The sequence below is a fragment of the Ruegeria sp. AB9 genome (assembly GCF_056542585.1).
Window position 1 is genome coordinate 43084 of record NZ_JBQGAA010000008.1, and the last position, 25247, is coordinate 68330.

24 protein-coding genes are annotated in these 25247 nt (G+C 58.9%); 3 read left to right on the plus strand and 21 right to left on the minus strand.

Annotation, left to right across the window (positions count from 1 at the left end; all coding sequences use genetic code 11):
* Positions 1-21 precede the first annotated feature (21 nt).
* Genes ACR0K5_RS16155 through ACR0K5_RS16170 form a run of 4 tightly spaced genes read right to left on the minus strand, consistent with a single transcriptional unit; the run spans position 22 to position 3653 of the window.
* Positions 22-1080 (minus strand): galactitol-1-phosphate 5-dehydrogenase, encoded by a 1059-nt coding sequence (locus ACR0K5_RS16155; protein WP_480630684.1) that lies wholly within the window; start codon positions 1078-1080, stop codon positions 22-24.
* The gene (locus ACR0K5_RS16160) at positions 1080-2135 is read right to left on the minus strand and encodes a zinc-dependent dehydrogenase (RefSeq protein WP_480630685.1); all 1056 of its coding nucleotides are present in this window, start codon (positions 2133-2135) and stop codon (positions 1080-1082) included. The genes ACR0K5_RS16155 and ACR0K5_RS16160 overlap by 1 nt, the downstream gene beginning before the upstream one ends.
* Positions 2136-2139: 4 nt before the next feature.
* Positions 2140-2970 carry an SDR family oxidoreductase gene (locus ACR0K5_RS16165; protein ID WP_480630686.1) on the minus strand — a complete coding sequence of 277 codons (831 nt, stop codon included), beginning with the start codon at positions 2968-2970 and terminating at the stop codon, positions 2140-2142.
* 29 nt (positions 2971-2999) lie between these two features.
* Entirely contained in the window at positions 3000-3653 is a 654-nt protein-coding gene (locus ACR0K5_RS16170; RefSeq protein WP_480630687.1) for a bifunctional 4-hydroxy-2-oxoglutarate aldolase/2-dehydro-3-deoxy-phosphogluconate aldolase, read from the minus strand.
* A gap of 146 nt (positions 3654-3799) precedes the next feature.
* On the opposite strand from ACR0K5_RS16170, the gene ACR0K5_RS16175 reads away from it, so the two are divergent.
* Entirely contained in the window at positions 3800-5287 is a 1488-nt protein-coding gene (locus ACR0K5_RS16175) for a xylulokinase (RefSeq protein WP_480630688.1), read from the plus strand.
* Here ACR0K5_RS16175 and ACR0K5_RS16180 read toward each other — a convergent pair.
* From ACR0K5_RS16180 to ACR0K5_RS16230, 11 genes are all read right to left on the minus strand, one after another.
* Entirely contained in the window at positions 5284-6540 is a 1257-nt protein-coding gene (locus ACR0K5_RS16180; RefSeq protein WP_480630689.1) for a hypothetical protein, read from the minus strand. The two genes, ACR0K5_RS16175 and ACR0K5_RS16180, sit on opposite strands and share 4 nt — an antisense overlap.
* Positions 6540-7424: an ABC transporter permease gene (locus ACR0K5_RS16185; protein ID WP_480630690.1), complete on the minus strand. Its 885-nt coding sequence runs from the start codon at positions 7422-7424 to the stop codon at positions 6540-6542. Before ACR0K5_RS16185 ends, ACR0K5_RS16180 begins: the two co-directional genes overlap by 1 nt.
* On the minus strand, positions 7424-8212 hold the full coding sequence (locus ACR0K5_RS16190) for an SDR family NAD(P)-dependent oxidoreductase (protein ID WP_480630691.1): 789 nt from the start codon (positions 8210-8212) through the stop codon (positions 7424-7426). The genes ACR0K5_RS16185 and ACR0K5_RS16190 overlap by 1 nt, the downstream gene beginning before the upstream one ends.
* Positions 8213-8223: 11 nt before the next feature.
* The gene (locus tag ACR0K5_RS16195) at positions 8224-9192 is read right to left on the minus strand and encodes an ABC transporter ATP-binding protein (RefSeq protein ID WP_480630692.1); all 969 of its coding nucleotides are present in this window, start codon (positions 9190-9192) and stop codon (positions 8224-8226) included.
* A 2-nt stretch (positions 9193-9194) separates the two neighbouring features.
* Positions 9195-9437 carry a hypothetical protein gene (locus tag ACR0K5_RS16200; protein ID WP_480630693.1) on the minus strand — a complete coding sequence of 81 codons (243 nt, stop codon included), beginning with the start codon at positions 9435-9437 and terminating at the stop codon, positions 9195-9197.
* Between the two features lies 1 nt (position 9438).
* The gene (locus tag ACR0K5_RS16205) at positions 9439-10572 is read right to left on the minus strand and encodes an ABC transporter ATP-binding protein (RefSeq protein WP_480630694.1); all 1134 of its coding nucleotides are present in this window, start codon (positions 10570-10572) and stop codon (positions 9439-9441) included.
* Positions 10573-10617: 45 nt separating this feature from the next.
* On the minus strand, positions 10618-11478 hold the full coding sequence (locus ACR0K5_RS16210) for a carbohydrate ABC transporter permease (RefSeq protein WP_480630695.1): 861 nt from the start codon (positions 11476-11478) through the stop codon (positions 10618-10620).
* 14 nt (positions 11479-11492) lie between these two features.
* Positions 11493-12446 (minus strand): carbohydrate ABC transporter permease, encoded by a 954-nt coding sequence (locus ACR0K5_RS16215; RefSeq protein WP_480630696.1) that lies wholly within the window; start codon positions 12444-12446, stop codon positions 11493-11495.
* 179 nt (positions 12447-12625) lie between these two features.
* A complete protein-coding gene (locus ACR0K5_RS16220) occupies positions 12626-14050 on the minus strand; it encodes an ABC transporter substrate-binding protein (RefSeq protein WP_480630697.1) in 1425 nt (474 codons plus the stop codon).
* 33 nt (positions 14051-14083) lie between these two features.
* Positions 14084-15241: an ABC transporter ATP-binding protein gene (locus tag ACR0K5_RS16225; RefSeq protein WP_480630698.1), complete on the minus strand. Its 1158-nt coding sequence runs from the start codon at positions 15239-15241 to the stop codon at positions 14084-14086.
* Positions 15242-15591: 350 nt separating this feature from the next.
* Entirely contained in the window at positions 15592-16485 is an 894-nt protein-coding gene (locus ACR0K5_RS16230; protein WP_480630699.1) for a LysR family transcriptional regulator, read from the minus strand.
* Positions 16486-16611: 126 nt separating this feature from the next.
* Here ACR0K5_RS16230 and ACR0K5_RS16235 point away from each other — a divergent pair, with 126 nt between their 5' ends.
* The gene (locus ACR0K5_RS16235; protein WP_480630700.1) at positions 16612-17394 is read left to right on the plus strand and encodes an SDR family NAD(P)-dependent oxidoreductase; all 783 of its coding nucleotides are present in this window, start codon (positions 16612-16614) and stop codon (positions 17392-17394) included.
* A 111-nt stretch (positions 17395-17505) separates the two neighbouring features.
* Here ACR0K5_RS16235 and ACR0K5_RS16240 read toward each other — a convergent pair whose 3' ends face one another.
* Genes ACR0K5_RS16240 through ACR0K5_RS16250 form a run of 3 tightly spaced genes read right to left on the minus strand, consistent with a single transcriptional unit; the run spans position 17506 to position 20794 of the window.
* A complete protein-coding gene (locus ACR0K5_RS16240) occupies positions 17506-18216 on the minus strand; it encodes an SDR family NAD(P)-dependent oxidoreductase (RefSeq protein WP_480630701.1) in 711 nt (236 codons plus the stop codon).
* Positions 18213-19664 (minus strand): NAD-dependent succinate-semialdehyde dehydrogenase, encoded by a 1452-nt coding sequence (locus tag ACR0K5_RS16245; RefSeq protein WP_480630702.1) that lies wholly within the window; start codon positions 19662-19664, stop codon positions 18213-18215. Before ACR0K5_RS16245 ends, ACR0K5_RS16240 begins: the two co-directional genes overlap by 4 nt.
* Complete coding sequence (locus ACR0K5_RS16250) at positions 19661-20794, minus strand: glycerol dehydrogenase (RefSeq protein WP_480630703.1); 1134 nt, start codon at positions 20792-20794, stop codon at positions 19661-19663. The genes ACR0K5_RS16245 and ACR0K5_RS16250 overlap by 4 nt, the downstream gene beginning before the upstream one ends.
* An 88-nt stretch (positions 20795-20882) precedes the next feature.
* Here ACR0K5_RS16250 and ACR0K5_RS16255 point away from each other — a divergent pair, with 88 nt between their 5' ends.
* On the plus strand, positions 20883-21680 hold the full coding sequence (locus tag ACR0K5_RS16255; protein ID WP_480630704.1) for a shikimate dehydrogenase family protein: 798 nt from the start codon (positions 20883-20885) through the stop codon (positions 21678-21680).
* A gap of 17 nt (positions 21681-21697) precedes the next feature.
* Here ACR0K5_RS16255 and ACR0K5_RS16260 read toward each other — a convergent pair whose 3' ends face one another.
* From ACR0K5_RS16260 to ACR0K5_RS16270, 3 genes are read right to left on the minus strand one after another with little or no spacing between them, the layout of a single operon-like run.
* Entirely contained in the window at positions 21698-22672 is a 975-nt protein-coding gene (locus ACR0K5_RS16260) for a zinc-binding dehydrogenase (protein WP_480630705.1), read from the minus strand.
* Between the two features lie 14 nt (positions 22673-22686).
* Positions 22687-23706: an ABC transporter permease gene (locus ACR0K5_RS16265; RefSeq protein ID WP_480630706.1), complete on the minus strand. Its 1020-nt coding sequence runs from the start codon at positions 23704-23706 to the stop codon at positions 22687-22689.
* Between the two features lie 2 nt (positions 23707-23708).
* Entirely contained in the window at positions 23709-25208 is a 1500-nt protein-coding gene (locus ACR0K5_RS16270) for a sugar ABC transporter ATP-binding protein (protein ID WP_480630707.1), read from the minus strand.
* Between the last annotated feature and the right edge of the window lie 39 nt (positions 25209-25247).

The window sequence follows — 25247 nt, forward strand, 5'->3', positions numbered from 1 at the left end:
CCTCCCCCATTTTTCTTACTTTCAGCCCGCTTCGTTGGGCTTGAACATGATCTTGTGATAGGGACCGAAAGACCGATCCTTGAGTTTTTTGAAGATTTCCGGCGCTTCCTCCAGGCTGGCCCGGTGCGTGATTAGCGGTTCGACAAGCAACCGCCCGTTGCGCAGCAACTCGATGATGTCAAACCACTCTTTTCCCGGAAACGGAACTGAGTAAGAGTTCCACGAGCCGATAACCTCGATCTCCTGCCGTACGATCTTTTCAAAGACGGCGTGCGGGAAAGTTACGTCCCCATACGCGGTGCCATACAGCAGAACCTTGCCTTGCTTTGCGGCGGCCTGAATGGACAAGTCGCGCCCGGGCGCGTTCCCGGCGCATTCAATCGAAAGGGCGACGCCACGACCGCCCGTTGCGGCAAGAATTGCGGCTTCGGCATCTTCCTTCATCGGATTGATGCAAACATCCGCCCCGACCTGTCGGGCCAACTCGAGCTTGCTTTCATCAACATCGATCGCAATCAGCGGCTGCGCGCCGGACAATTTGGCAAACTGCAGCGCGAAGTATCCCAACGCGCCACATCCCACCACAGCGACCGCATCGCCCAGACTCAGGTCCACCTTGTGGATACCGTGCAGAATGATCGCTGCAGGCTCAATGGTTGCGGCGACCTCAAGGCTGACATCCTCGGGCACCTTCATGACATTCATCGACGGCGCTTTGACGTATTGCGCAAAGGCACCGTCCGTACGCGAGCCAAGGAAACAGTAGTTGTCGCACAGCGAGTAGCGGCCTGCCTCGCATTCGGGGCAATCAAAGCAGGGCACCAGCGGCGCAATTGCAGCTTTATCGCCCACGGCCACATTGGTGACATTGCTGCCTGTTTTCTCGACAACTCCGGCAAATTCATGGCCCGGGATTGTTGGAAAGGAATAGGTGCCAGTGGTCATCACGCGACCGATGTCCGATCCGCAGATTCCACAGGCAATCACTTTGATCAGAACTTCATCCGGCGCCAGGTCCGAGGGAACTGAAACGTCCTCGACCCGCAGATCGGCCGGGGCATGTAATACGGCGGCTTTCATTACGCAGCCTCCTCCTGAGGCAGAATTATGGTTTTCAACCCTTTTCCGGCCAGCGCATGATCGAAGGCGTCCAGCGCCTGATCCATGCCGAACCGGCTGGTCACAATCCGTTTCACGTCAATCTGGCCGCTTTCTACCAAACGCAACGAGCGGGCATAGTCTTCGACACTTGAACCGGTGGAGCCGAGCAGTTTCAGGCCCCAGTAGTGTACCTTGTTGGTGTCGATCTCGACGGTGGTGCCCTTGGTCAGGCCCGAGAAGAAATTCATCCGGCCATAACGGGCCAGCAAGGCCATCGCCTGCACCTGAAGCTCTGGCGCGGGGGCGCAGGTCAGCGCGACATCAACACCGGCCTCGCCGGTCAGGCGCATGACTTCGTCGACGACATCCACCTTGGACGAATTCACCGTGTCAGTGGCCCCAAGCGCCGCAATCTCATCAAGACGCGAATCCCGGCGGCCAACGACAATGACCTGTTTCGCACCGTAAGCCTTGGCCAGTTGCAGGAAGAACCCCGCGATCGGGCCAGTGCCCAGGACAAGCACACGGTCCTCTGGCGTGACGTGCAGGTCTTTCCAGCCGTTGAAGCAGCACGACAGGGGTTCGATCAGGGCAGCGGCTTCGTAGTCCATCGACTTGGGAATCTCAAAAAGATTCCCGCCGTACAAAGCCGCGGCCGTGACAATCATGTATTGCTCAAAGCCGCCGTCGATATTGATGCCGAAGGCATCGTAGTCAGGACACATATTGTTCAGACCACGCCGGCACATATCGCACCGGCCACATCCGACATTCGGGACAACCGATACGCGTTGACCGACCGACCAGCCTGACACATGGGTGCCGACCTTTACGATCTCACCGGCCAGTTCGTGGCCAAGGACGACACGGTCGCCCTCGCCCACACGGAAATGCCCTCCACGGTAGATCTTCAGATCGGTCCCGCAGATCGCAGCCGCATGAACCTTGACCAGCAGTTCTTCTGCGCCCGGAGTGGGCGTTTCGCGTTGATCAAGGCTCAGCTTGCCCGGGCCATTGAAGACGGTGGCTTTCACTGGCTCAGACCTCCATACCGTAGCGGTGGGCTTTGTGCGTCGGATAGAGCGAGATCGTCGGGATCGTCACATCCGGGGTCCGGGTCGCCACGTAAAGGGCAAGCCAGCCGACGTTTTCCACGTCGATGCACATGGCGTGAATGCCTTTTTCCTTTTCGGCTTCGTCAAGCCAGCCATCGGTGTAGGCCTCAAGATCACCGTCATAAAGCCCTTTGTCGATGATCTCGGTCATCGGGGTTTTGACGTGGCTCGGGTTCAGAACGGTAACGCCGATGTTCTTCGGCAGGCCGTCCAGAAGGATGTTCTTCGAGAAACCGATCATGCCGTGCTTGGATGCACGGTAGGGGCTATGGCCCGGGCCCGAAGCGACACGGGTCGACGACGAACCCATGTTGATGATGCGGCCACCGCCCTGCGGCTCCATGTAGATGAACGCTTCGCGGCAGCACAGGAATACAGCCGTCAGGTTGGGCCCAATGGTTTTGTTCCATTCGGCCAGAGTCACTTTCTCCAGCGGCGGAGCCAGGCTGTCGCGACCAGCCGAGTTGACCAAAACGTCGATCCGACCCCATTTGTCATGCACCTGCTTGAAGAAGGCGCGCACGGTGTCCTCTTCGGTCACATCCGCGTAAATCGGCAGCACGTCACCACCGTCGGCGGCGATCTCTCCCGCGATCCGGTCCAGACGCTCTTTGTCGAAGTCGACCATTGCGACTTTGGCACCATTGGCCGCATAAACACGGGTAACCTCTTCACCGATGCCCGAGGCAGCGCCAGTCACAATAGTGACTTTTCCTTCAAGTGACATGTCGTATTTCAATCCGTTCGCGGACATCTCTCACTCCTTTGATTGCCCAATCGGGCTCAGTTTCTTAAAGCTTGCGCGAGCGCTACTGCGTCGCGCGATAGCGATGAAATTTCGTCGAAGGCCCCTGCGGCCATGTGTTTGGCATCGACCATCCAAGAGCCACCGCATGCAATCACGTTCGGCAGGGCCAGGTAATCTGCAAGGTTCTTCATTCCGATCCCGCCCGTCGGGATAAAGTGCACATTGCCGTAGGGCCCGGACAGGGCCTTCAGCATTGCAACGCCGCCGCTGGCCTCAGCCGGAAAGAACTTCAGAAGGTTCAGGCCAAAGTCCAGCGCCATCTCGATGTCGGTTGGGCTGTTGACACCCGGTACGATTGGCAGGCCAAGATCGGCGGCCTTCGCCACGACCTTGAGATTGAAGCCCGGCGACACCAGAAAGCGTGCACCCGAGTCATGTGCCATTGCCACCTGATCTTCGGTCAGAACCGTTCCGGCCCCGACAAGAACATCTGGCCGGTCCTGCGCGATCCGGCGGATTGACCCTGCGGCCGCATCTGTCCGAAAGGTCACTTCGGCCACCGGAAGGTTGCCAGCCACCAAAGCCTCCGCAAGAGGAATCGCATGGTCTTCGTCACGCAATACGACCACGGGCAGAACCCCACATTGCGCAATGGCAGAGATGATATCCGGTTTGCCACCTAAGGTCATGAAACCCTCCCTCATGAGTCGCTCTGAATATAAAATTAAATTTTTTACTACGCAACAAATAATCAAATTTATTTCTTTTTATTACCCAGTGCTATACAAATGAATTCGATATTAAACGCAACCAAACCTGACGCCGGGGGCAACTCGTGAGAATCAATGACGTCGTTCTGGCCTTCGATATCGGCACCGGCAGCGCGCGCGTCGGTCTGATCGACCGCGAGGGTAAAGTGCTGGAAAAGTGGGCCGAGCCCCATCGGACCAGCTTTCCCGGCCACGGCCTTGCCGAACAAGAGCCCGGCACCTGGTGGCGCGGGCTTTGCACTGCGATCGGCAACGTGCTGAACACCCCGTTCGGTCGCAGCCACCGGATCGTTGCCATATGTGGATGTGGCCAGATGCACGCACCCGTTCTGCTGGATGCCAACCAGACTCTGCTGACGCCAACAGTTCAGCTCTGGAATGACAAGCGGGCAGGCTCCATCGCGGCCCGGCTTGATGGCGATCCGCGCTTTGCCGCCGCCGGGAATCCGCCGACATCGGCCTGGCCCGGTCTGAAACTGAAATGGCTTGCCGACAATCAGCCTGACGTCCTGGAACAGGCCGCGGTCGTCCTGATGCCAAAGGATTTCATCAACTTTCGCTTAACAGGCCAGATAGCCCAAGACCGGACCGAGGCGGGGTCATCATTTCTGTTCAACACCCAGACCGAGGATTGGAACCCCGCCTTGGCGACTACGCTCGACATCCCACCGTCGATTCTGCCGCCCCTTTTAGCCCCAAATGCGGTTCTCGGACACGTCACCGACGCGGCAGCCGCAGCCACGAGCTTGCCCGGCGGCATTCCTGTCTTTGTCGGCGGCGGTGATTTCCCGGTATCGGTGCTGGGGTCCGGGGTGTACCGAAGCGGGGATGCATCGGACATCAGCGGCACCTCGGCGCTGATTTCGGTGCTGGGCAACCACCCTGTGTCGGCCCCGAATGTCATGAACGCCGCCGCACCGGAAACCTACTGGGCGACCTTTGGTGTTGTCGATGCAGCCGGAGAGTCGCTGCAATGGGCGCGGCGCGAACTAGGGGATAGCACCCTGAGCTTCCATCAAATGGAAGCCATTGCCAGCCAAGCGCCGCCGGGAGCCGAGAGCCTCATTTTTCTACCATATCTAACGGGCGAACGGCTGGGCCACGGTGCCCGCAGCCGGGGCGCTTTTGTCGGCATGACAGCCGGGCATACCAAAGCACATATGTTCCGGGCCGTTTTCGAAGGGATTGCAATGGCTTTGCATTCCGCCGCGCAGCCGGTCTTTGCATCCGTCGCACGCCCCGATCACATCGTTGCAGCGGGCGGCGGCGCAAGATCGGAGCTGATGCTGGCCACGAAATCAGCCGTTTTTGACCTTCCGTTCATACCCGTTTCCGAAGTTGAATGCGGCCTGATGGGATGTGCCGCGCTGGCGTTTTCCGGCCTGGGCGTAGACGCCGATATCGGCGCTTCGGTCGAGCGGATCGTTCATCATCGGCGCCCGGTTCACCCCGACCCCGGACTCCGCGCTACATATCTGGGTTATTTGGAAGCCTATGAGGTGGCGCGAAGCACCGTATGGGAGGTTTCTGCGCGGCTAAGCGCATTGGCCTAGGCTTGCCATTTGCCTCGGCGCAGAACCGATAAGCCAAGGCCAATCACCAGCGGCAACAAGGCCAGACCCCAGCTTAAGCCCGCCAAACGTGGCCGGACAACGACGATCTCTCGCTGAAATCCGGTTTCAGTGCTCAGCGTGCCGCGGCGCGCGCCGTTGGGGGCGGAAACGACGAACGCATCAATATCCGAACTCTCGCCTTCGGTCGCCGCGCGCACCACATAGCCATAATCCGACCCTCGCGTCTGATCCACTTTCAACGCGGTTCGGGTCAGGGGTTCCGGGGTCCCGACGCGCCATTCCAATATGGCTTCATCCTGCGGATTGGGTCGCCGGGTCACATAAGTCCGCCGCCCCTCGACAAAGGCGCTTTGCGGGCGGGTTATGCGCGTAAATTCGGCTTCGCCCACCTCACTGGCCTGATCCAGAGTGGCATAAAACACAGAACCAGGCCGCATGAAGACCCGGTCCCGCGAGGTATTGGCCGGCAGAGGGCGCGTCCAGCGTTCCTCGGGGATGACATTGGCAACCACGACATCCCGCATCCCGCCATCGGTTACATGCAGGGTTTCCCGCGTTTCACCCAGTTCAACCCCGTCCTGCACCACAACCATCTGATACTTTCCCGGTTCGAGGTTCACCCGGAAGGCAATGCCGGGCTCTGTGACCAGCCGCAAGCTGGGCTCGGGCAAAGGTGGTGGCGGTGGCACGTCCTGGACGTCCTGCCCGGCAATGCGGGCCGCCCCGGCCTCCAGCAAAGCCCTTTCATAGCGGGAATGCGCCCTTTTTGCCGCCGTGAATTCCTGCACAAAGTCGCGTTCCGCCTGCTGGTGATCTGCGAAAGCCTCAGTCGCCGCCTCACCCCACAATAGCCGCGCATCCCCGTTGACCGCGCCGTTGGGGTAAACGACGACATAGGGTGCCGCTTCGATCTCGGCCAAAATCCGGCCATCCTGCGAAATCTGCAACGTCCCCGTCAGCTCTTCGCGCAAGCGCTCGAACGCCACGTATTTCTGACGGGCAAGCGGCCAGTAGTATTCAAGCGTCCGCACAAAAGAGATTGCATTGTCATAGTTGGGCAGCAGCCACATTTCACCCGTATCCGAGGGAATGAAATTCTCCTGATAAGCGTCGCCATCCCAGACGCGGTTGTGGGTGACGACAACCTCCCGCGTTTCGGGCTCGATGGCATAGGACGGCCCTGCCATCACGACAAGCACGAGCAGAACCTGAGTAAACACGCGCAGCATCATCACATCGCCCCCTTTTGGCGCGTAACCCCGACCGCCAGGGCCAGAAACGCGAGGCTTACGCCCAACGCGAGCGCGCAACGGGTGGCGGACAGGAAGGCAACGCCAGCCGCGGATGAAAACAGGTCGGAAAGATAGGACAGCGGCGAAACGACTTTGAGCACGACGTCGGCAGCCTGTAGCCCCGATCTGACATAGAGCAGAGGCAGGCTCAGATCCTGCGGCGCCTGGGCGCCCAACCAACTCGTCAAAATCTGTGCCGAAGCCAACAATACGGCGCAGGTCAGGAACGTCACGACACTGGCCCGCACAGAGTTAAAAGCTGAGGAAACAAGCAGCCCAAACGCGATCATCGGCAGTGCAAATGGCACGGCCACCATCAGGCCCATCAGATCGCCAAGGCCAAGGGTGCCGAAGCCCAGGGGCTGTCCAATCATCAGATAGACAGCATACACCAGCAGCAAACCGCCCAGCACGACCAGTTCTGCCAGGAACTTGGCAAGCACCAATGCCCCCTGCCCCACCGGTGCGACCATCAATACTTCGAGGGTCCTGTGCTCACGCTCCCAGCTCAGGGACGTGCTGAGCCGTAGGCCCAGCACCGTCGCCAGAAACGCAAGGATGCTGGCGTTCAGCGGTTGCAGCGGATCAGCCGATACAAGTACCGTTTCGGTTTCAAACGACCGGACAAACCCGGCCCCGAAAACTGCCGCAATCAAACACGCGATCGAGGCAACGGCCCACATCCACACGGATGTCAGCCGCCCACCGATCTCGCGACGCACCAGCAGCGCAAGAATATGCAAAGGCCCGGGAACGCGGATGTTACTCCGCTCGTTCCCCGCAATGATTTGACCTTCGATTTTCATACGCCGTTTCTGATCCATCACACCACTGTGCGGATCAGCCCCCCATCAATTTTAAGTGCGGCCCCGTTGATCATCGCGGCGCGCGGGCTGCCAAGGTAGGTGACGAAATCAGCGATCTCTTCGGGGCGCGTCAGGCGCTGGATCAATGAGGTCGGGCGCACATCGGCCACAAACTGGCGCTGCGCGTCGGCGGTTTCCACACCGGGGTACAGACCGGCGATCAGGTCGGCCACGCCTTCGGTGCTGCACGGGCCAGGCAGAACCGAGTTGACCGTGACATTGGTTCCCTTCGTGGTTTCCGCAAAGTTACGGGCCACCGACAACTGCATCGTCTTGGTCGCGCTGTAAGCCGGCATTTCAGGGGCCGGGTTCACGCCGCTTTCGCTGGCCATGAAGATCACCCGGCCGGCATTGGCCTTCAGCATCTTGGGCAGGTAGTGCCGCGCCAGGCGCACACCGCTCATCACGTTGATTTCGATCAGCTCCTGCCAGCGGTCATCGCCAGCCTCATAGATATCCACGGCTTCGTAGATGCCAAGGTTAAGCACCAGAACATCGACATCCAGGCAGGCGGCGATCAGTTCCTGGCAGCCCTCTGCGGTGGCCGAGTTCCCGACCGCACCGCGCAGCTTTGCGTCCGGCACTTCGGCCTGCAGGCGTTCGATCGAGGCATCGACCTTTTCCTGCGACCGGCCGTTGACGACGACGGTCGCGCCCTCTTTCGCCATCGAGGTTGCAATCGCATAGCCCAACCCACCGGTCGAGGCGGTCACAAGGCAGGTTTTACCATCGTATTTCAGATCCATTTTTTCTTCCTTCAGTCCGATACTTCCAACGCGGGCACCCGGCCCGACGTCAGGTCAAAGAAAACATCTTCCAGCGACTTTCTGGCTTGGGTGACGGACAGAACAGTCAAGCCCGCCGCAGTCAATGCCCGGGACAGATTTGCCCGGTCTGCCGTTCCTTCCTTCATACGCACAGACAGCATACCGCGCGGGCCGGTCCGTACGTTTGAAACCTCTGGCAGCGCGCGGACTTTGGTCGGGATCGCTTCGGAGGAAGCAGAAAGCTCTACCTCAAACTCGTCAGCGGTTGACCAGTCCGGCAGCAACTCCTCTTGCCGGCCTGCTGCGATTATCCGCCCCGATTGCATCATAACAACGCGGTCGCAGACACGCTCCATTTCCGCCAGCTGGTGCGACGAAAAAAACAGGGTCTTCCCGCGCGCGTTGAGTTCGATGAAAATCTCGCGCATTTCCCGAACCCCAAGCGGGTCTAGCCCCAGGGTCGGTTCGTCAAGCATCAGGATATCGGGGTCCGGCAACAGGACACGTGCCAGACAGACACGCTGTTGCATACCCCGCGAAAAAGTTCCCAGCGGCCTGCGGCCGACCTGGCCAAGCCCCAGAAGCTCAAGCAGTTCTTCTGCCCTTTTCTGACGGTCCGGAACCCCATAAAGTCCTGCAAAGAAATGCAAATAGTCCTGCGCGTTCATGTCGGGGTAGACGCGGGGTTTTTCCTGCATAAACCCAAGACGCTTGCGTAATGCACGCCGCGCCTGGCCATTGGCGACCCCAAACAGCGAAACACTGCCGAAATCGGACTTTTGCAGGCCCGCAAGGATCGACATGACTGTCGTCTTCCCTGCGCCGTTGGGTCCGAGAAACCCGACGATGCTGCCCTCGGGCACAGCCAAATCCACGTCATCTACGACCCGCGCGCCGCCAAAGGACTTGCAAAGTCCCTTGGCCTCGAGCGCCAGCGAAACGTCAGATGCGCCCGGCATATTCAGTATGGCAGCGGTGTGAAGTAAAGTCGGATCAGGCTGAACACGATCATCGTTACGCCTGAAGCCAGAAGAAACTCCATCGGCCATGCAAGCACCTGATAGCGGTCGTTCAACCACTTCGCCGGAACGAGAATAGCAATCGCTGCCAGAGACGATGGCCAATGTGACAGGTTTCCGGCTAGCGCCGTACATCCACCCAGAAGCCCACCTAGGATAATGAGTAGTACCATCCAAGAACGCATATCAGTTCTCCTCGCTGGAAGCGGCATATGCCACTGTGTCACCGGACAACTTGTCGAACAGGTACAGCCAACCCGGATCGAACCCCAACGCAAAACCTGCGCCTTCTTCCTTGCTGAAGCCCGAGGATTCGGTTGTGGACGTCCGGGTGGTAATCTCGGTGCCACCGCATTTCATGACATAGAGGTTTTCAGCGCCCGTCGGTTCAAAGGCAAACAGTTTGGCCGAAATCGGGTGATCGGCATCTGCGGTTTGACGCACGGAAACATGCTCGGGGCGGGCGCCAAGCCGGAGCGGGCGGCCCAAAACGGAGGCTGCGCCGACGGAGTCAACCCAGCTTTGAGGCAGCGGCACGTCAAACCCGGCGCATTGCGCCATATAGCCCGTGTCCGAGCGGGTCACAGTACAGTCAAACACATTCATCTGTGGTTCCCCGACGAACGTGGCGACGAACTCGGTAGACGGCCTTTCGAAGATTTCGCGCGGCGTGGCGAATTGGAGCATCCGGCCATCTTTCATCACTATGATCCGGTCGGCCATCGTCATCGCTTCTAGCTGGTCGTGCGTCACAAACAGAGTCGTGACACCAATCTCTTTTTGCAGGTGCCGAAGCTCGGCCCGCATATGGCCGCGCAACTGCGCGTCCAGATGCGACATCGGCTCGTCCATCAGGAAGATATCGGCGTCGCGCACCAGCATTCGCGCAATGGCGACACGCTGCAACTGCCCGCCTGAAAGTTGATCGGGCTTACGGTTGAGCACCGCCGTGATCTGCATGGTTTCGGCAACGGCGTTCACTTTGGCCTCAATCTCGGCCTTTTGGAGTTTCCGCACCTGCAAAGGATAGGCGATGTTGCCAAAAACCGTCATGTGCCGGTACAGACCGTAGTCCTGAAACACCATGCCCACATTACGGAAGCGGGGCCGCAGATAGGTGACGTTCCGCCCCCCGATCTGGATCTCACCATCGGTCGGCATCTCCAGACCGGCCAGCATCCTCAGTGTCGTGGTCTTACCGCAGCCCGAGGGGCCCAGCAGGAATACGAACTCGCCATCTTCAACGGAGATGTTCACATCCTCCACGGCGGTAAACGCACCGAACTTCTTTAACAGACCTGAGATTTGCACGTCAGCCATTGTCGTTTTCCTTTGACGTGAGAGTTGCTTTGTAGGCGCGCCGGGTCATTCTTTCACCACCCCTTGCGAGAGGCCGCTGATGAACTGTCGCTGCATGATCAGAACAAAGAGAACCAGCGGTGCGGTGATCAGGATGACGGCGGCCCCCAGAATGTTCCACTGAATGGAAGCGCCGATGGAATAGGCCATGATCGACGGCGGCATCGTCTTTGCCTCGGTCGAGGTCAGGAAGGTCGCAAAGGCAAACTCGTTCCAGCTGAGGATCATCACAAAGATCGAAGTTGCGGTGATCGACGGCATCATCAGCGGCAGCGTGACTTTGCGGAACGCCTGGAACCAGGTATCGCCATCCACCATCGCCGATTCCTCGAACCGTTTGGGGATATCGCGGAAGTAGCCGGTCAGCATCCAGACCACGAAGGGCAGCTGCATCGCCGTATAAAGCAGGATCAGGCCGGTCAGAGTATCCAGAAGTTTGAGTGTCTGGAAGGTGATGAAGATCGGCAGCAGGATCGCCACGGGCGGCATCATCCGGTTGGTCAGCACCCAGAACGAGACATCGTCGCGCCCGGTGAACTCGTACCGCGCCAAGGCATAGGCGCAGAACATTCCGATCGTGACCGAGAAGAAGGTCGAGCCCAGCGCAACGATCACCGAGTTCATGAAGTTTGCCATGATCCCCTTTTCGAAGATCAGGAAATGGAACGCCTCGAACGTCGGGGTGAAGATCCAGCTTGGTGTCGGTGCGGTCGCCGCCTCACGGTCCATCAACCCGGTCATGACCACCCACAGGTAGGGCATGAAGTTTACGAAGCAGACCAGGGCCAGGACCCCATAGACCCACCAGTTGCGCTGTCTTTCCGGCGCTGCGGGAGACGTTACGTTGTACATTTCGCTGTGCGACATTGTCAGGGTCTCCTTTATTCGGCTACTTCGGTGCGCGAGCGGAATGCGCGGATAAAGACGAAGCTGAGCACGATGATGACCATCATCATCAGCAGTGACAGGGCCGCCGCCTTTGAGGCGTCGAAGAACTCAAGCCCCGTCTTGGTCAAAAGCACGTTCAGCGTGGTGGTCGCGTTCCCGGGTCCGCCGCGGGTCATAACCACGACAAGCTCGTAGGTACGGAAAGCATCCATGGTGCGGATGACCACAGCAATCAGGATCGCAGGGCGCAGCAACGGCATGGTGATCGTCCAGAACACCCGCCATGCCGAGGCGCCATCAATTTCAGCGGCTTCATACGGCTGGCGCGGAATTGAGGCCAGGCCAGCGGACAGCATCAGGAACATGAACGGTGTCCATTGCCACACATCCACGAAAATCAGCGTTTGCAGCGCCATGGTCGGGTTGGACAGGAACGGAATCTGCCCGAACCCCAGCCATTCTGAAAGCCCCCCGATGTAGTGGGTTACAAGCCCGGCTCCGGGGAAGAACATGTAACGCCAGATCAGCGCGGCCACCAGCGGCGGCAGGATCATGGGGATCAGCACAAGTATCCGGATCGTGTTCTTGCCGCGAATGGAACGCTGGAACAGAAGTGCCAGCCCCAATCCCAACCAGAACTCGATGAATACGGCCTCGATGGTGAAGATCAGAGTCACCTTCAGCGCGTGCCAGAACTCGGGGTCCTGAATGAGGTTTTGGTATTGATACAGGCCGACGAAGGAACGCGGAATGTAAGGCTTGGACAGAATGATGTTCTGGCTTGCGATACTCAGCGCGTAAAGGAACGGATAGATCCCGATACCGACCAGAATGATCAGTGTGGGTGCCATCAGAACCCAGGGAAAAACCTTTTTGTTAGACGGGCCGAAGCGACCTGCGACGCCCCTTTTGCGGTCCGGTGCACGTTCTAGTGATGCGTCAACCATGATATCCTCCTGCCACCGTGGTCGCCGGGTGCATTACCGGCCCACGGATGTTGTTCTCATGCTTCCCAAGCATTGATGGCTTGACCCCCGGATGGGTGTGTACTGTGGGGTAAAGAAACAATGCTCGTCGCAATTTGGCAGACCCCCGGGGAATTGGAGCCGGGGGTCGCCGATTCAAATCAATTCCATTCGGAAGGAAGGCGATCGTAGTAGGTCAGATCACGCCACAGTTGTTTGGGCAGATCGTCCCGACCGGGGATATAGTATCCACCACGGCGCATCACGTCGGTCATGCGCTTTTCCATGTTGGCAGCCGCGGTTGTGGAGTCAATCTCGCCGATCCAAACCCGGTTTCCTTCTTCACCCATGACATCCGAAATCTCGGCCCATTCCGGCGTACGGATACGCTCGTCCGGGTTGGTTTCGTTCAGCATGAACTCATACGTGTCGACCCACCAGGGCGCCAGATTGGCAACAGTTTCTGACTTGTAGGTCGAGTGACGCGACGGACCGGCACCGAATTCAATGGCGCGCTCCTGAATTGCTTTCGAAGTCAGCCACTGGATGAAGGTCCAGGCGGCCTCTTTCTTTTCGGTGTCAACCGAAATGCCCATGCCCCAGGAACCGAACCAGGGGTCGATCACACCATGCGGACCGGCCGGAGTGTGCAGGTGCACATTCTTGCCGTTGATCGTGGGGTTCGAACCGTCCTCGAAAAAGCCCTGAATGAAGTCCTGGTAGTTCCATAGGCCAAACGCGCCGCCCGACTGGTATAGCTGAGTGGCTTCACCGATGCCCCAGTTGGCGCTGTCGGCAGGCATGAAGTCCTTCAGGCTAACATAGTAGTCGATCGAGTCGATGGTATGCTGGTTGTTGATGGTGATCTTCCAATCTTCACCAACGTATTCGTCCCCTTTGGTCTCGGGCGTCTGGAACGCGTAGAGATAGGGCAGATAGGTCACGCCCCAGAACCAGCGGCCCGGTACGTTTGCAAAGCCGAGCATACCTGCTTCGGGATTGTGCACTTTCGACGCCACATCATACATGTAGTCGGTGGTGAATTCGTCCGAGAACTTGGCCGGCAGGTTGATACCCGCAGCTTCGGCGATGTCGGAGCGGAACGTGGTGCCCACAGGGCCGGCACCGATCGGGATGGTGAAAAGCGTGTCATTGTAAACGCCGGTACCTGACAGTACGCGCGGCAGGAAATCGTCGAGCTCATAGCCGTCCTGCGTCAGGTTCGGGTCATCGACGTATTTCATGACCGGCTCAAGGAAACCTGCTGCGGCATATTCGGCCAGCCACATCACGTCGACGGCGAAAACGTCAACCCGGCCAGTGCCTTGCTGCATTTCAACCAGTGATTTCTGGCGGAGCTGGTCAAACGGGATCTCGTCCACGTTCACTTTGATCCCATACTGCTCTTCAAATTCCGGCAGGAATTTCCACAGAGCCGCAAATTGCGGGAAAGCAGGGTTCATCACATTCAGTTCGATACCCTCGAACTGTTTTTGGTAATCAGTCTGCGCATAGGCAGACCCTGTTAACGCAAGCCCAACGGCAAGCGCCGCGCTTAGGGCTTTTGCGGATTGTTTCGGTGTCATCGCATCCTCCTCTGTAGATGACTTTGTGCGAATTCAAACGGCGACTAATCTCGCCGCATGTTGGGTGAAACCAGCCTGCAGCGCCGTGCGGCCGCTGGCCTTGTCGAACAGATAGAAAAAGTCGGGGTCCATCCGCACGCCAATCGGAGCATCAATTGTGTTTGGGTAGTTGCGTGCATCGTCGATCGAGGTCATGACGCGGATCACCTGACCCGCCACAGTGACGTCGTAGACAACGCGCGATCCCAGGGTTTCAACGGCGAAGATCGTGCCGTGCAGTAGGTTATCGCCCTGATCCGTGACTTGCGCCGGACGCAAATGCTGCGGGCGCACCCCAAGGGTCAACTCGCTGCTCCCGTTCAGCCGCGACCCGCCAGAGCGAATCCAGTCGGCATCTACCGGAATCAGGGACGACCCGACTTCCAGCCAATAGGCCTGATCCCGCTCGACCAGGCGGGCCGACAACGTATTCATAACCGGCTCGCCGATAAACGTGGCGGCAAAAAGCGTTTGCGGGCAGTCGAACATCACCTGAGGTTCGTCGATCTGCTCAATCTGACCTTCGTTGATAAGCACGATCCGGTCAGCCATGGTCATGGCTTCCAGCTGGTCATGAGACACGTAGAGCATGGTCGCGTTAAAATCGCGCTGGAGCCTCTTGAACTCCACCCGCATCCGCGCCCTGAGCTGGGCGTCCAGATGCGAAATCGGCTCGTCCAGCAGGAACACATCAGCGTCACGCACAAGGGCGCGGCCAATGGCGACACGCTGCTGCTGACCGCCCGACAACTGACCGGGCATCTTTCCAAGCTGCTGTTCGATCTGCAGAACCTCGGCCACCGAAGCAATGCGGGATTCAAGCTCTGCCTTTGGGGTTTTCCGAATTCTCAGCGGATAGGCAAGGTTCTCGAAAACTGAAAGATGAGGGAACAGCGAGTGTTTGTCGTAAACCATCGCGACATTCCGGTCGCGCGGCATAGCGGTAGATACATCAGAATTGGCAATCTGAATCGATCCGCCGTCAAGATTCTCAAGACCCGCAACCAGACGCAACGTCGTGGTTTTCCCCGCGCCTGACGGCCCCAACAGAAACAAAGCCTCGCGATCGGCAACATCGAAGGAAATACCGCGAACCGCCTCGGTTCCACCTTTGTAGGTCTTTTTTATCTGATCGAGGCGAAGTTCCGCCATTACACCCTCCCATATTCACGTCGAAGTCCGCATTTCAGTTAACTTTCGGGCTTCCTCCCAAATCGAATGGCCGACAATGAGAAAACTCCAAAGCCGCAAAGGAACAGGAGCGAATCCCACGGATCCGTTCGATTGCAATTACAATAAAATTTTTTTTCCTCTACGGCAAGTATAATGAAAGGTAATTTTTTCGAACGGCTGACAGAAGGCTTTATTTATTTAAATACATCGAGTTGCGATCTCGATATCAGGAATTCGTAAAAAATTGAGTTCCAGCCATCTATGACACCAGCGACTCATCCGGCTGATATCGACGTAGTGGTGACCACCATCTCTGGTGCAGGTCGGGCCTATAGATTCTGCGCCAAGAAGTCGATGAATTTGCGTACGCGTATGGGGACCTGGTTTTGGGCCGGGTATACGGCGCTTATTGGCTCCAGATCGCCCGGATTCTTGGCATCCAGAACCGTCACCAGCCGCCCTTCGGTGACATCTTTGCCAATATGGAACTCTGATAGGCGGGCCAGTCCGGCCCCGCGCAAAGCGAAATCCCGCAAGCTTTCGCCGTTATTAAACGTCAAATTCCCGGAAACCTCAACATGGCGGCAGCCAGAGGCACTTACCCCATCGCGAAACGGCCAGCGTGCTGACCATCTTCGGCCACTCATGACCAAACAATTGTGGGAGTGCAGGTCTTTGGGTCTTTGTGGCGTGCCATTCCGCTCTAGGTATTCTGGCGACCCGACGATATGGCGCGGTGACGACAGAAGGCGACGCGCTATCATGGATGAATCCGCCAGTTCACCGCTGCGAATTGCGACATCCGTGCGTTCAAAGATCAAATCGACGGGATCATCCTGAATATCAAATTCAATTCGAATATCCGGGTACTGGTCTAGGAAACGCTCGATCAAAGGAGCGACTATATGGATTGCGAACGGAACCGTGCTGGACACTCGCAATACCCCGCCAACACGCCCGGCGCTCTGGCGCACGTCCCGCTCGGCCTTTTCGACTTGCGCGAGGATGGCACAGGCCTGATGGTAATAGGCCTCCCCTTCCGGTGTCAGCCTCAGGCGGCGGCTTGACCTTACCGCCAATGGTGAACCAAGGCGCAGTTCAAGTCTGTTCAGGGTCCGGCTTATGGCAGACGGTGACATTCCGAGTTTACGGCCAGCACCGGAAAGACTGCCGTGGTCGATGATGCAGGCGAAGACCTCCATCTCAGAGATTCGATCGGACATCGGCCATCTCATCTTTGAATTCAGGTCAAAGTATCTTTGCGCAAATGGCACTTTCCCTCAAGCGGAAATGCTCCAATAGTCGCGCATCTGTCATAGAGAAGACGTATTAGCGTCAGGAGGAGCGTTATGGATTTTGGTGTTTCCGGCAAGGTCGCCATCGTCACCGGAGGAGCAACAGGCATCGGCCGCGCCATCGCTGAAACTTTTCATCAGGAAGGGGCAACCGTTATCATCAACGGTCGCAATCAGGACAAGCTGAACAAAGCCTGCAGCGAGATCGGCCCGAACGCCCATGGAGTGGTCGCCGATCTGCGCACGACCGAGGGCGCACAGGCGCTGGCGGATTTCGCGCGCGGTTTTGGCCACCCCGCCTTTCTGGTCAACAACATCGGCGTGTTCGAAGTAAAGGACTTCTTCGACGTCAGCGACGACGAATGGATGGATTACTTCCAGCACAATCTGATGACCGCCATTCGTATCAGCCGTCTGGTGATGAAAGAGATGTTCGAAAAGGACGAAGGAAGCGTTGTTTTCATCGCAAGCGAAGCCGCAGCCCGTCCGATTGGCAACATGATCCCGTACTCCACAACGAAAACCGCCATGCTTGGCCTGTCGCGCGGACTGGCGGAAACGACACGTGGCACGAAAGTGCGGGTCAATACGTATATGCCGGGGTCCACGGCAACCGAATCCGTATTGGCGTATTTCGAAGGTCTTGCCAAAGATCAGGGGCGCACTGTCGAGGAAGCCTTGAAAGAATTCTACAACGACGTGCAGCCCGGCAACCTTGAGCAGAAACTTATTGATCCCGAACTGCATGGCCGTGGCGTTATCTCGCTGATGACCAACCGCGCTATGAGCGGTGTGACCCATCGCGCCGACGGTGGCACGATCCGGTCGATCCTGTAGACCAAACGCAGTCATCAAATTGAAAAGCCCCCCAAAGTCGGGGCGCTTTACTTTATTGCCGTGAGCAAACTGTTGCATCTTAATATCTTCCGCCGCGTCAGCGTGTTTTATTCATGCTACGCTGTAGCCTCCATCGACGGGCAGCACGGCGCCGGTAACATAGGCGGCTTCTTCGGACACCAGAAACCGGATGACGCGGGCGACGTCTTCGGGTTTGCCCCAGCGGCCCATGGGAATGCGCGCGTTGATGGCGGCCGAGCGGGAGGGATCCGCTTTTGCCTTGGCGGCCATGCGAGTTTCGATCCAGCCGGGTGCGACGGCGTTGGCGCGTATCCCGTCCGGTGCGAACGCCACCGCCAGCGACCGGGTTAGTGCGACAGTTCCTCCCTTTGATGTCGCATAGGCGGGTGAGCCCGGCGAGCCGAAGTAGCTCCACATCGACGCGATGTTGACAATTGACCCGCCACCGGCCTTAAGCGCGGGTCGCGCGGCATTGGCACAAGCCAGGACAGCGGTCAGATTGATGTCCAGCACAGCCGAGAAATGCTCGGGCTGCCATTCCTTCTGGTGGCGCAGAACGCCAGCGCAATTCACCAGCGCCGTCAGCGTGTCGAACTGTTCGAAAAAAGCGTTCAGGGCGGTTTCATCACTCAGATCCACCTGCTGAAACGGGATATGCTCGGGCAGCTCGTCGGTGCGGTCCAGCCCGACGGCTGTCACCGCCAGCCCTGCACTGTCCAGCGCCACAGCCGTCGCCGCGCCAATGCCCGTGCCTCCCCCCGTGACAACCGCGTTGCCGGATTTGCCTGCCATGCTGCTCATTCAATGCCTCCAAAACACAGGTATTTGATTTCGAGGTAGTCCTCGGTGCCGTATTTTGAGCCTTCGCGCCCCAGGCCGGATTGCTTGACACCGCCAAACGGCGCGACCTCGGTTGAAATGATCCCTTCATTGATCTCGACGATCCCGGATTCGATGGCTTCGGCCACGCGCCAGACCCGCCCGAAATCCCGGGCATAGAAATAGGCAGCCAGGCCAAATTCAGTGGCATTCGCCATTTCGATCGCTTCCTGCTCGGTCTCGAATTTGAAAAGTGGAGCGACCGGGCCGAATGTTTCCTCGACGGCCACTTTCATGTCGGTTTTGACGCCGGTCAGCACCGTAGGCTGAAAGAAACTGCCGCCGCGCCCGTGCCGGGAACCGCCGGACAAGACTTGCGCGCCTTTGCTTTTTGCGTCTTCGATATGTTCCTCGACCTTTTCGACCGCCGACAGGTTGATAAGAGGCCCCTGCTGAAAGGCCCCTTCAAGCGCAGGACCCACCTGCATCGCCTCAACAGCCTGTGCCAGTTTCTGCGCGAAAGCGTCATAAACATCTGCCTGCACCAGAATGCGGTTGGCGCAGACGCAGGTCTGACCGGTCTTGCGGAATTTCGACGCCATCGCACCCGCAACAGCCTTGTCAAGATCGGCGTCGTCGAACACGATAAAAGGGGCATTGCCGCCCAGTTCCATCGAACATTTCTTGATCGTGCTTGCGGACTGCTCCAGCAGCACGCGCCCCACCTCGGTAGAGCCCGTGAAGGTCAGCTTGGCCACTTTTGGATTGGTGGCCATCTCTGTGTCGGCGGCGCGCGCATTACTTGATGTAACCACGCGGAACACCTCGGGCGGGATTCCGGCCTGCCGGGCGAGATATTCCAGCGCATAAGCGCTGAGCGGTGTGGCGCTGGCCGGTTTCAGCACCATGGTGCAACCCACCGCCAGAGCCGGTCCGGCCTTGCGGGTGATCATCGCATTGGGGAAATTCCACGGTGTGATGGCTGCGACAACGCCCACGGGCTGCTTCACCGTCGCGATGCGCTTGTCCGTGGCGGACGCAGGGATCATATCCCCGTAGACGCGCTTGGCTTCCTCACCGAACCATTCGATGAACGATGCGCCGTAAGCCACCTCGCCCTTTGCTTCGGTCAGCGGCTTGCCCTGTTCGGCGCTCATGATGATCGCCAGATCATCCTGATGCGCAATAATCAGGTCGAACCAGCGGCGCAACAGTGCAGCACGCTCTTTGCCGGTTCGGGCGCGCCAGCTGGGCAGCGCGGTACTGGCATGGTCAATCGCCGCGCGTATATCCGGAAGCTGGTGATCAGGCACATGCGCAAGCTCAGCCTGATCGGCGGGATTGCGCACCGCGACCCCTTCACCAGACGAACAAACCGACCCGCTGAGCAGCTCGGGCGCGGAAATCAGTGAAAGTATCGTGCAGGTCATCTGGCGGCCACTCTTTCTTGTGCGTCGGCCTGCGCTTCGATGCGAGCCATTGCAGCCACAAGGCCATCCCGGGTGACTTCGGATGGGAAATTCTTCAGATGCGCGACGCCCATGGTGCCGTCGGCAATCCTTTCGAAATCCGCCTGCGACGCGGCGCGGCCGCACAGCTCACGCAGCGTGACGGGCAGACCGGCCTTGCGCATCAATGTCAGCATACGGGGGTCGAGCGGCTCTTCCTCAAGGGCCTTTTGCACAACAATGCCATAAGCAACCTGAAACCCGTGCAGCCGCTCACCCACGCCAGGGACATGGGGCAACCCACGAGTCAACGCGTGTGCGATCGACAACCCACCGTTTTCAAAGGCCAAACCCGCCATCAGGATCAGGGCCTCGACGGTCGCCTCGAACGCCGGTGTGACCTTGCCCGACCCCGCCACATCAAGCGCATCGGCACCAAAATTGAGCAAGGTCTCTTCACACGCCCGGGCCACGGCAGATGCCAGACGTGTCGGCCGCGCGCGGTACATGTTGACCCCGCCCGCCCGGGCGCAGGCCCGTGCCTCGATCAGTTTCGACAACGCGTCGCCCAGACCTGCGGCAAACAGCTCTTTCGGCGCCAGGTTGACAATTCGGGTATCGACAAGCACATAGTCGGGATTCCGGGCAAGATGCCCAACCGCCGTCAGGAAGTGATCCTCGTCATAGATCACATAATTCTTGCTTGTTGGCGCGTCGTTCGACGCCACCGTCGGCACGGTGATCAGGGGCGCTTTCAACAGGGCAACAACTGCTTTGCCTGTGTCGATGGCGCGCCCGCCGCCACAGGCAATGACAACGTCGCCTGCACGCGGCTTTATACCACCAACAAGCTGCGCTGCCGTTTCTTCAAGAAGGTCCCCCGAAAAAACCAGAAACTCGACCTCAAGACCGGCCTCGCGCAGCAGGCGCTCTATCTCGGCACCATAAAGACGCCGGATCACATTGTCGGTGACGACAAGACCGCGATCTCCGATGCCGGCAGCAATCCGACCCAGCCGACACAGGGACCCTGGCCCCTGAATATAGCGCGCGGGTCCGCCAAAGACAGCGACGTCCCCATCATAGAATGCTGAAGCCTCTGTGATTACCACAATCCCACCCCAATCAGTGCAGTTGTCTTTAATTTCAAATATGATATATGATATATGAAAGTCAAACGAAAAGAAAAAAGAGACAAGCATGCGGATAAATGGCAATACAAGAGTGTTGGTGCATCTCTCCTATCCCTCCAACCACCTCAGGACCCCGGGTTTTCTGAACCCCGTTCTGGTCGAGCGTGACCTGAACGCCGTTCTGGTGCCATGGCAGGTCAGCCCGGAAAACCTGAACCAGGTTTTCGACGCGCTGCGCGTGTGTGAAAGCGTGGGCGGTGTCGTCGTGACAATTCCGCACAAAACCTCGGTGGCCGGTCTGTGCGATGAACTGCGCGGAGCAGCAGCCTTTCTGAAAGTCGCAAATGTCGCCCGGCGCACCGAGGATGGGCGGTTCATCGGTGAAATGTTCGATGGCGCCGGTTACATCGAAGGGCTGAGGTTGCAGGGCCATGATGTTGCGGGCCGCAAGGCACTTTTGCTGGGTGCAGGCGGCGCAGCAACCGGAATTGCCCATGCAATGGTACAAGCAGGTGTGGAACGGCTGACGATTGCCAACCGTACCCGCGCCAAGGCGAACAATCTGGCGAGGGCCCTCAACGGGCATTTCAATCGTCCTGTGGCGCAGGCGGGCGAGGCAATTGGTGCCGAACATGATCTGGTCATCAACGGCACATCAGTCGGGCTGAAAGCGGACGACCCGCTGCCGATTGATCCTGAAACCATCCGCACCGATGCGTTGGTGGGCGAGGTAATCATGCAGCCCGATGTAACGCCGCTGCTGCGGGCCGCCGAGGCCCGGGGCTGCCCCATCCACGCGGGAAAGTACATGAATATCGGACAATTGGGTCTGCTGGCCGACTTCCTCTTGAACCCGGCCAGTTGAGCCTGCAGCGCGCCTGATCAGACCCGCACAACCCGGTTCCCGGGATTGGGACCGCTTTTCAGCCGCGCCAGTGCTGCGGGCAGATCCTCGAACGCCACGACCTCGGTCAATTGGGGGTCAAATGTACTGGTCAGGCAGGCTTCCGAGATTTTTCGGCCTGCTGCCATCAGCTCTCCCCAATGCCGGTCCGTACCAAAGTGGTGCATCCCGTTCAGCCCCACCTCGTGCAGAGAGATCGTCGTGGTAAACGCTGGCAGCGGCGCGACTTCCTGACGATCCTGAATGCAGACGAGGTGACCGTTGGCCTCGACAAGGTCGGCCAGTCCTTCTGCATGTGCCCCGCTGACCATATCGAACACCGCAAAGAAGGGGCGAGGCCCCAGTTCATCCACCACTGATTCCCGCCAGTTCGGCGACCGGTAGTCATGACACCGCGCCGCGCCCAAAGTCAGTATGCGGGCGTGGCTTTCCTTTGACGCCAGCGCGTGCACAATCCAACCGCGTCGCCGGGCCAACTGCAACCAGGCACCGCCAACGGCGCCGCTGGCACCGGTCAGCAGGACGCGCGCACCGGGGGCAAACGGAACCTTTTCCAAAGCCTGCCAAGCGGTCAGCGCCGGGCAGGGAATTGTCGCCGCCACGTCAAACGGAAGATCCGAGGGCAGCGGGATAAGCGCGCGGGCGGGCACCGCGGTCTGTTCGGCAAAGCTGCCGGGGCGCAGCAGGTCATTGTGATAGGCCACGGCCTGACCGGCGCACACCGACGTGACATTCGCCCCGACCTGCGAGACGACGCCCGCGCCATCCACTCCCGGAATATGCGGCCAATCCCAAGCCTCATGCCCCCATTCCACGAATTTCCAGTCAACCGGGTTCAGCCCGATCGCGCGGTTTGCAACGACAACATCGTCCGGCCCGCAAACCGGGGCCGGAACCTCTTCGAGGCGCAGAACGTCCGGCGCTCCGCTCTCATGATGTACCCATGCTTTCATTATCTGATCTCCTGTCAAACTTCTTTGCGATCCGCGCTGACGCTTTGCAGAAGCACCGCGAAAATAATGATCGCCCCTTTGATGATCTGTTGGGGATAGGCGGGAACCGACAGCAAATTCATTATGTTACCGATCAAGCCCAAGATAAGAACACCGATGATCGTGTGTATTACCGTCCCCTTGCCACCGGAAAGAAGGGCTCCGCCGATCACGCAGGCGGCGATGGCGTCCAGCTCCAGCCCGAGCCCGGAATTGGCAACACCAACCCCTGTGCGCGTCGTCGAGATGACACCCGCCAGGCCGCTGAGCGCACCACAGATCGCATAGGCCAGAAACTTGTAGCGGGCAACCGAAATTCCGGCCAGCCGCACGGCAACCTCATTGCTGCCGGTGGCGATGGTAAGGCGGCCGTACTTCGTGCGGTTCATGACAAAGACAAAAATGACGACAACGACAATTGCCACCACGACCGGCCACGGCACACCGAGCCCGGGCACCGCCTTTGAGCCGAAAGCCCGCATGACGCCAGTGACCTCCAACTCACGCGGGAAACGCACCGGTTGCCCGTTGGACAACAGGAAGGCAACGCCGCGCGCCATGGTCATCATCGCAAGCGACGCAATGAACGGCGCCATGCGAAAGACCGAAACCAGCAAGCCGGTCATCGCGCCAAGAACCAACCCCGCCCCGGTTGCTAGCATGACGCACAAAAGCAGTCCAAACGCGCTGTCGCCCGGGGCAAAAGGCAGCGCCAGCGCCACAACCATGGCCCCTACTGCCGCGACCGAGCCGACGGCGAGGTCGATCCCGCCGGTCAGGATCACCAGCAACATACCGATGGACACCAGCGTCAGCGGCACAAGCTGCCGCAGCAGGTTGAAGATATTCTGCGATGTCAGAAACACATCCGAGAGCAGTGCCGAGCACACCACAAGCACCGCCAGCATCACGAAGATATTGTATTTGACCAGCCAAAGGCCCAGCCGCTTTGACGTACCGCCGCCACCGGCGATTGTTTCACTTGTCGACGACATTTTCATACCTCTTCATGACCCATGGCCAGTTCAAGCAACCGTTGTTCGGTAAACTCGGCCTTGGCCAGCTCGCCAGCGACTTCTCCGTGCCGCATCACCACAATGCGGTCGCTCATTCCCATCACTTCGATCATTTCGGACGACACCATGATGATCGCGATACCCTGCGCGGCCAGATCGTTGATCACACGGTAGATCTCGACCTTGGCGCCGACATCGACCCCGCGTGTCGGCTCGTCCAGAATCAGAACCGAACATTCCGCGGCCAGCCACTTCATCAACGCGACCTTCTGCTGGTTCCCCCCCGAGAGCGACGAAACCGGGTCGTCGATCGAGCCCGCCTTGAGGCGCAACAAATCCGACAGGCGTCGCGTTTCGGCCCGTTCCGCCGGGCCGTCGATCAACCCCAGCGCCGAGATCAGGCGATTGAGCGGCGTCATCATCGCATTGACGCGAATGGGCATGTCCAACAGCACACCCTCTTGCTTCCTGTCTTCGGGCAACATGCCGATGCCGTTTGAAACGCCCTGTCCGGGAGACCGGTTCGAGACAATCCTGCCATTCACCGAGACCTGGCCGCTCTCTGCTCTGTCCGCCCCAAAAATCGTGCGCATGGTCTCGGTACGTCCCGCACCGACAAGACCGCTGAAACCCAGAACCTCGCCTGCCCGCACCTCGAATGATACATTCTGCACCTCGCTGCCCCGGCTCAGACGATCCACTTTAAGCCGCACCTCTCCCAATGCGATGTCACGGGGCGGGAACAGCTCTGCCAGATCGCGGCCGATCATCAGGTTGATCAGCGCTTGCTCGTTCAGATCGCCGATCTCATAAGTGCCGACGGTTTGCCCGTCTTTCAGAACCGTTACCCGGTCACACAACGCGAAAATCTCTTCGAGCCGGTGTGAAATGTAGATAATGCAAACGCCGCGCGCGCGCAGCTTTTCGATCAACGCAAACAGCTTTTCCGTTTCGTGGTGGGTCAGGACGGCCGTCGGCTCGTCAAATACCAGCGTCTTGCAGTCACGCGACAGCGCCTTGCAGATTTCGACCACCTGCTGATAGGCAACGGGTAGCGATCCGGCCTCGGCCAGCGGGGCGATATCGTCAAACCCCATATCCGACAAAAGCGCGCCAGCGCGTTGCGCCATCGACTCCCAATTGACCAGACCACCCGAATGGCCCAGTTCCTCGATCAGGATGTTCTCGGCGACCGACAGATGCCGGGCCAGCGAAAACTCCTGATAAATGACCGATATGCCTTTTTGGATCGCGTCATTGGGGCCGGCGATCACCTGTTCGGCCCCATCCAGACGGATCGCGCCTTCGTCGCGGTGATACGCACCGGCCAGAATCTTCATTAGCGTGGATTTTCCCGCGCCATTTTCCCCCATAAGGCCGTGCACCTCACCGGCCCTAGCGGAAAAAGATGCGTCGGACAGGGCGGCAATGCCGCCAAAACTTTTCGATATGCCTTGCATCTGGAGATAGTCGTCCAGCACTTCCGCCTCCTAATATTCAAAGAAGACGGCCGGGGTCTG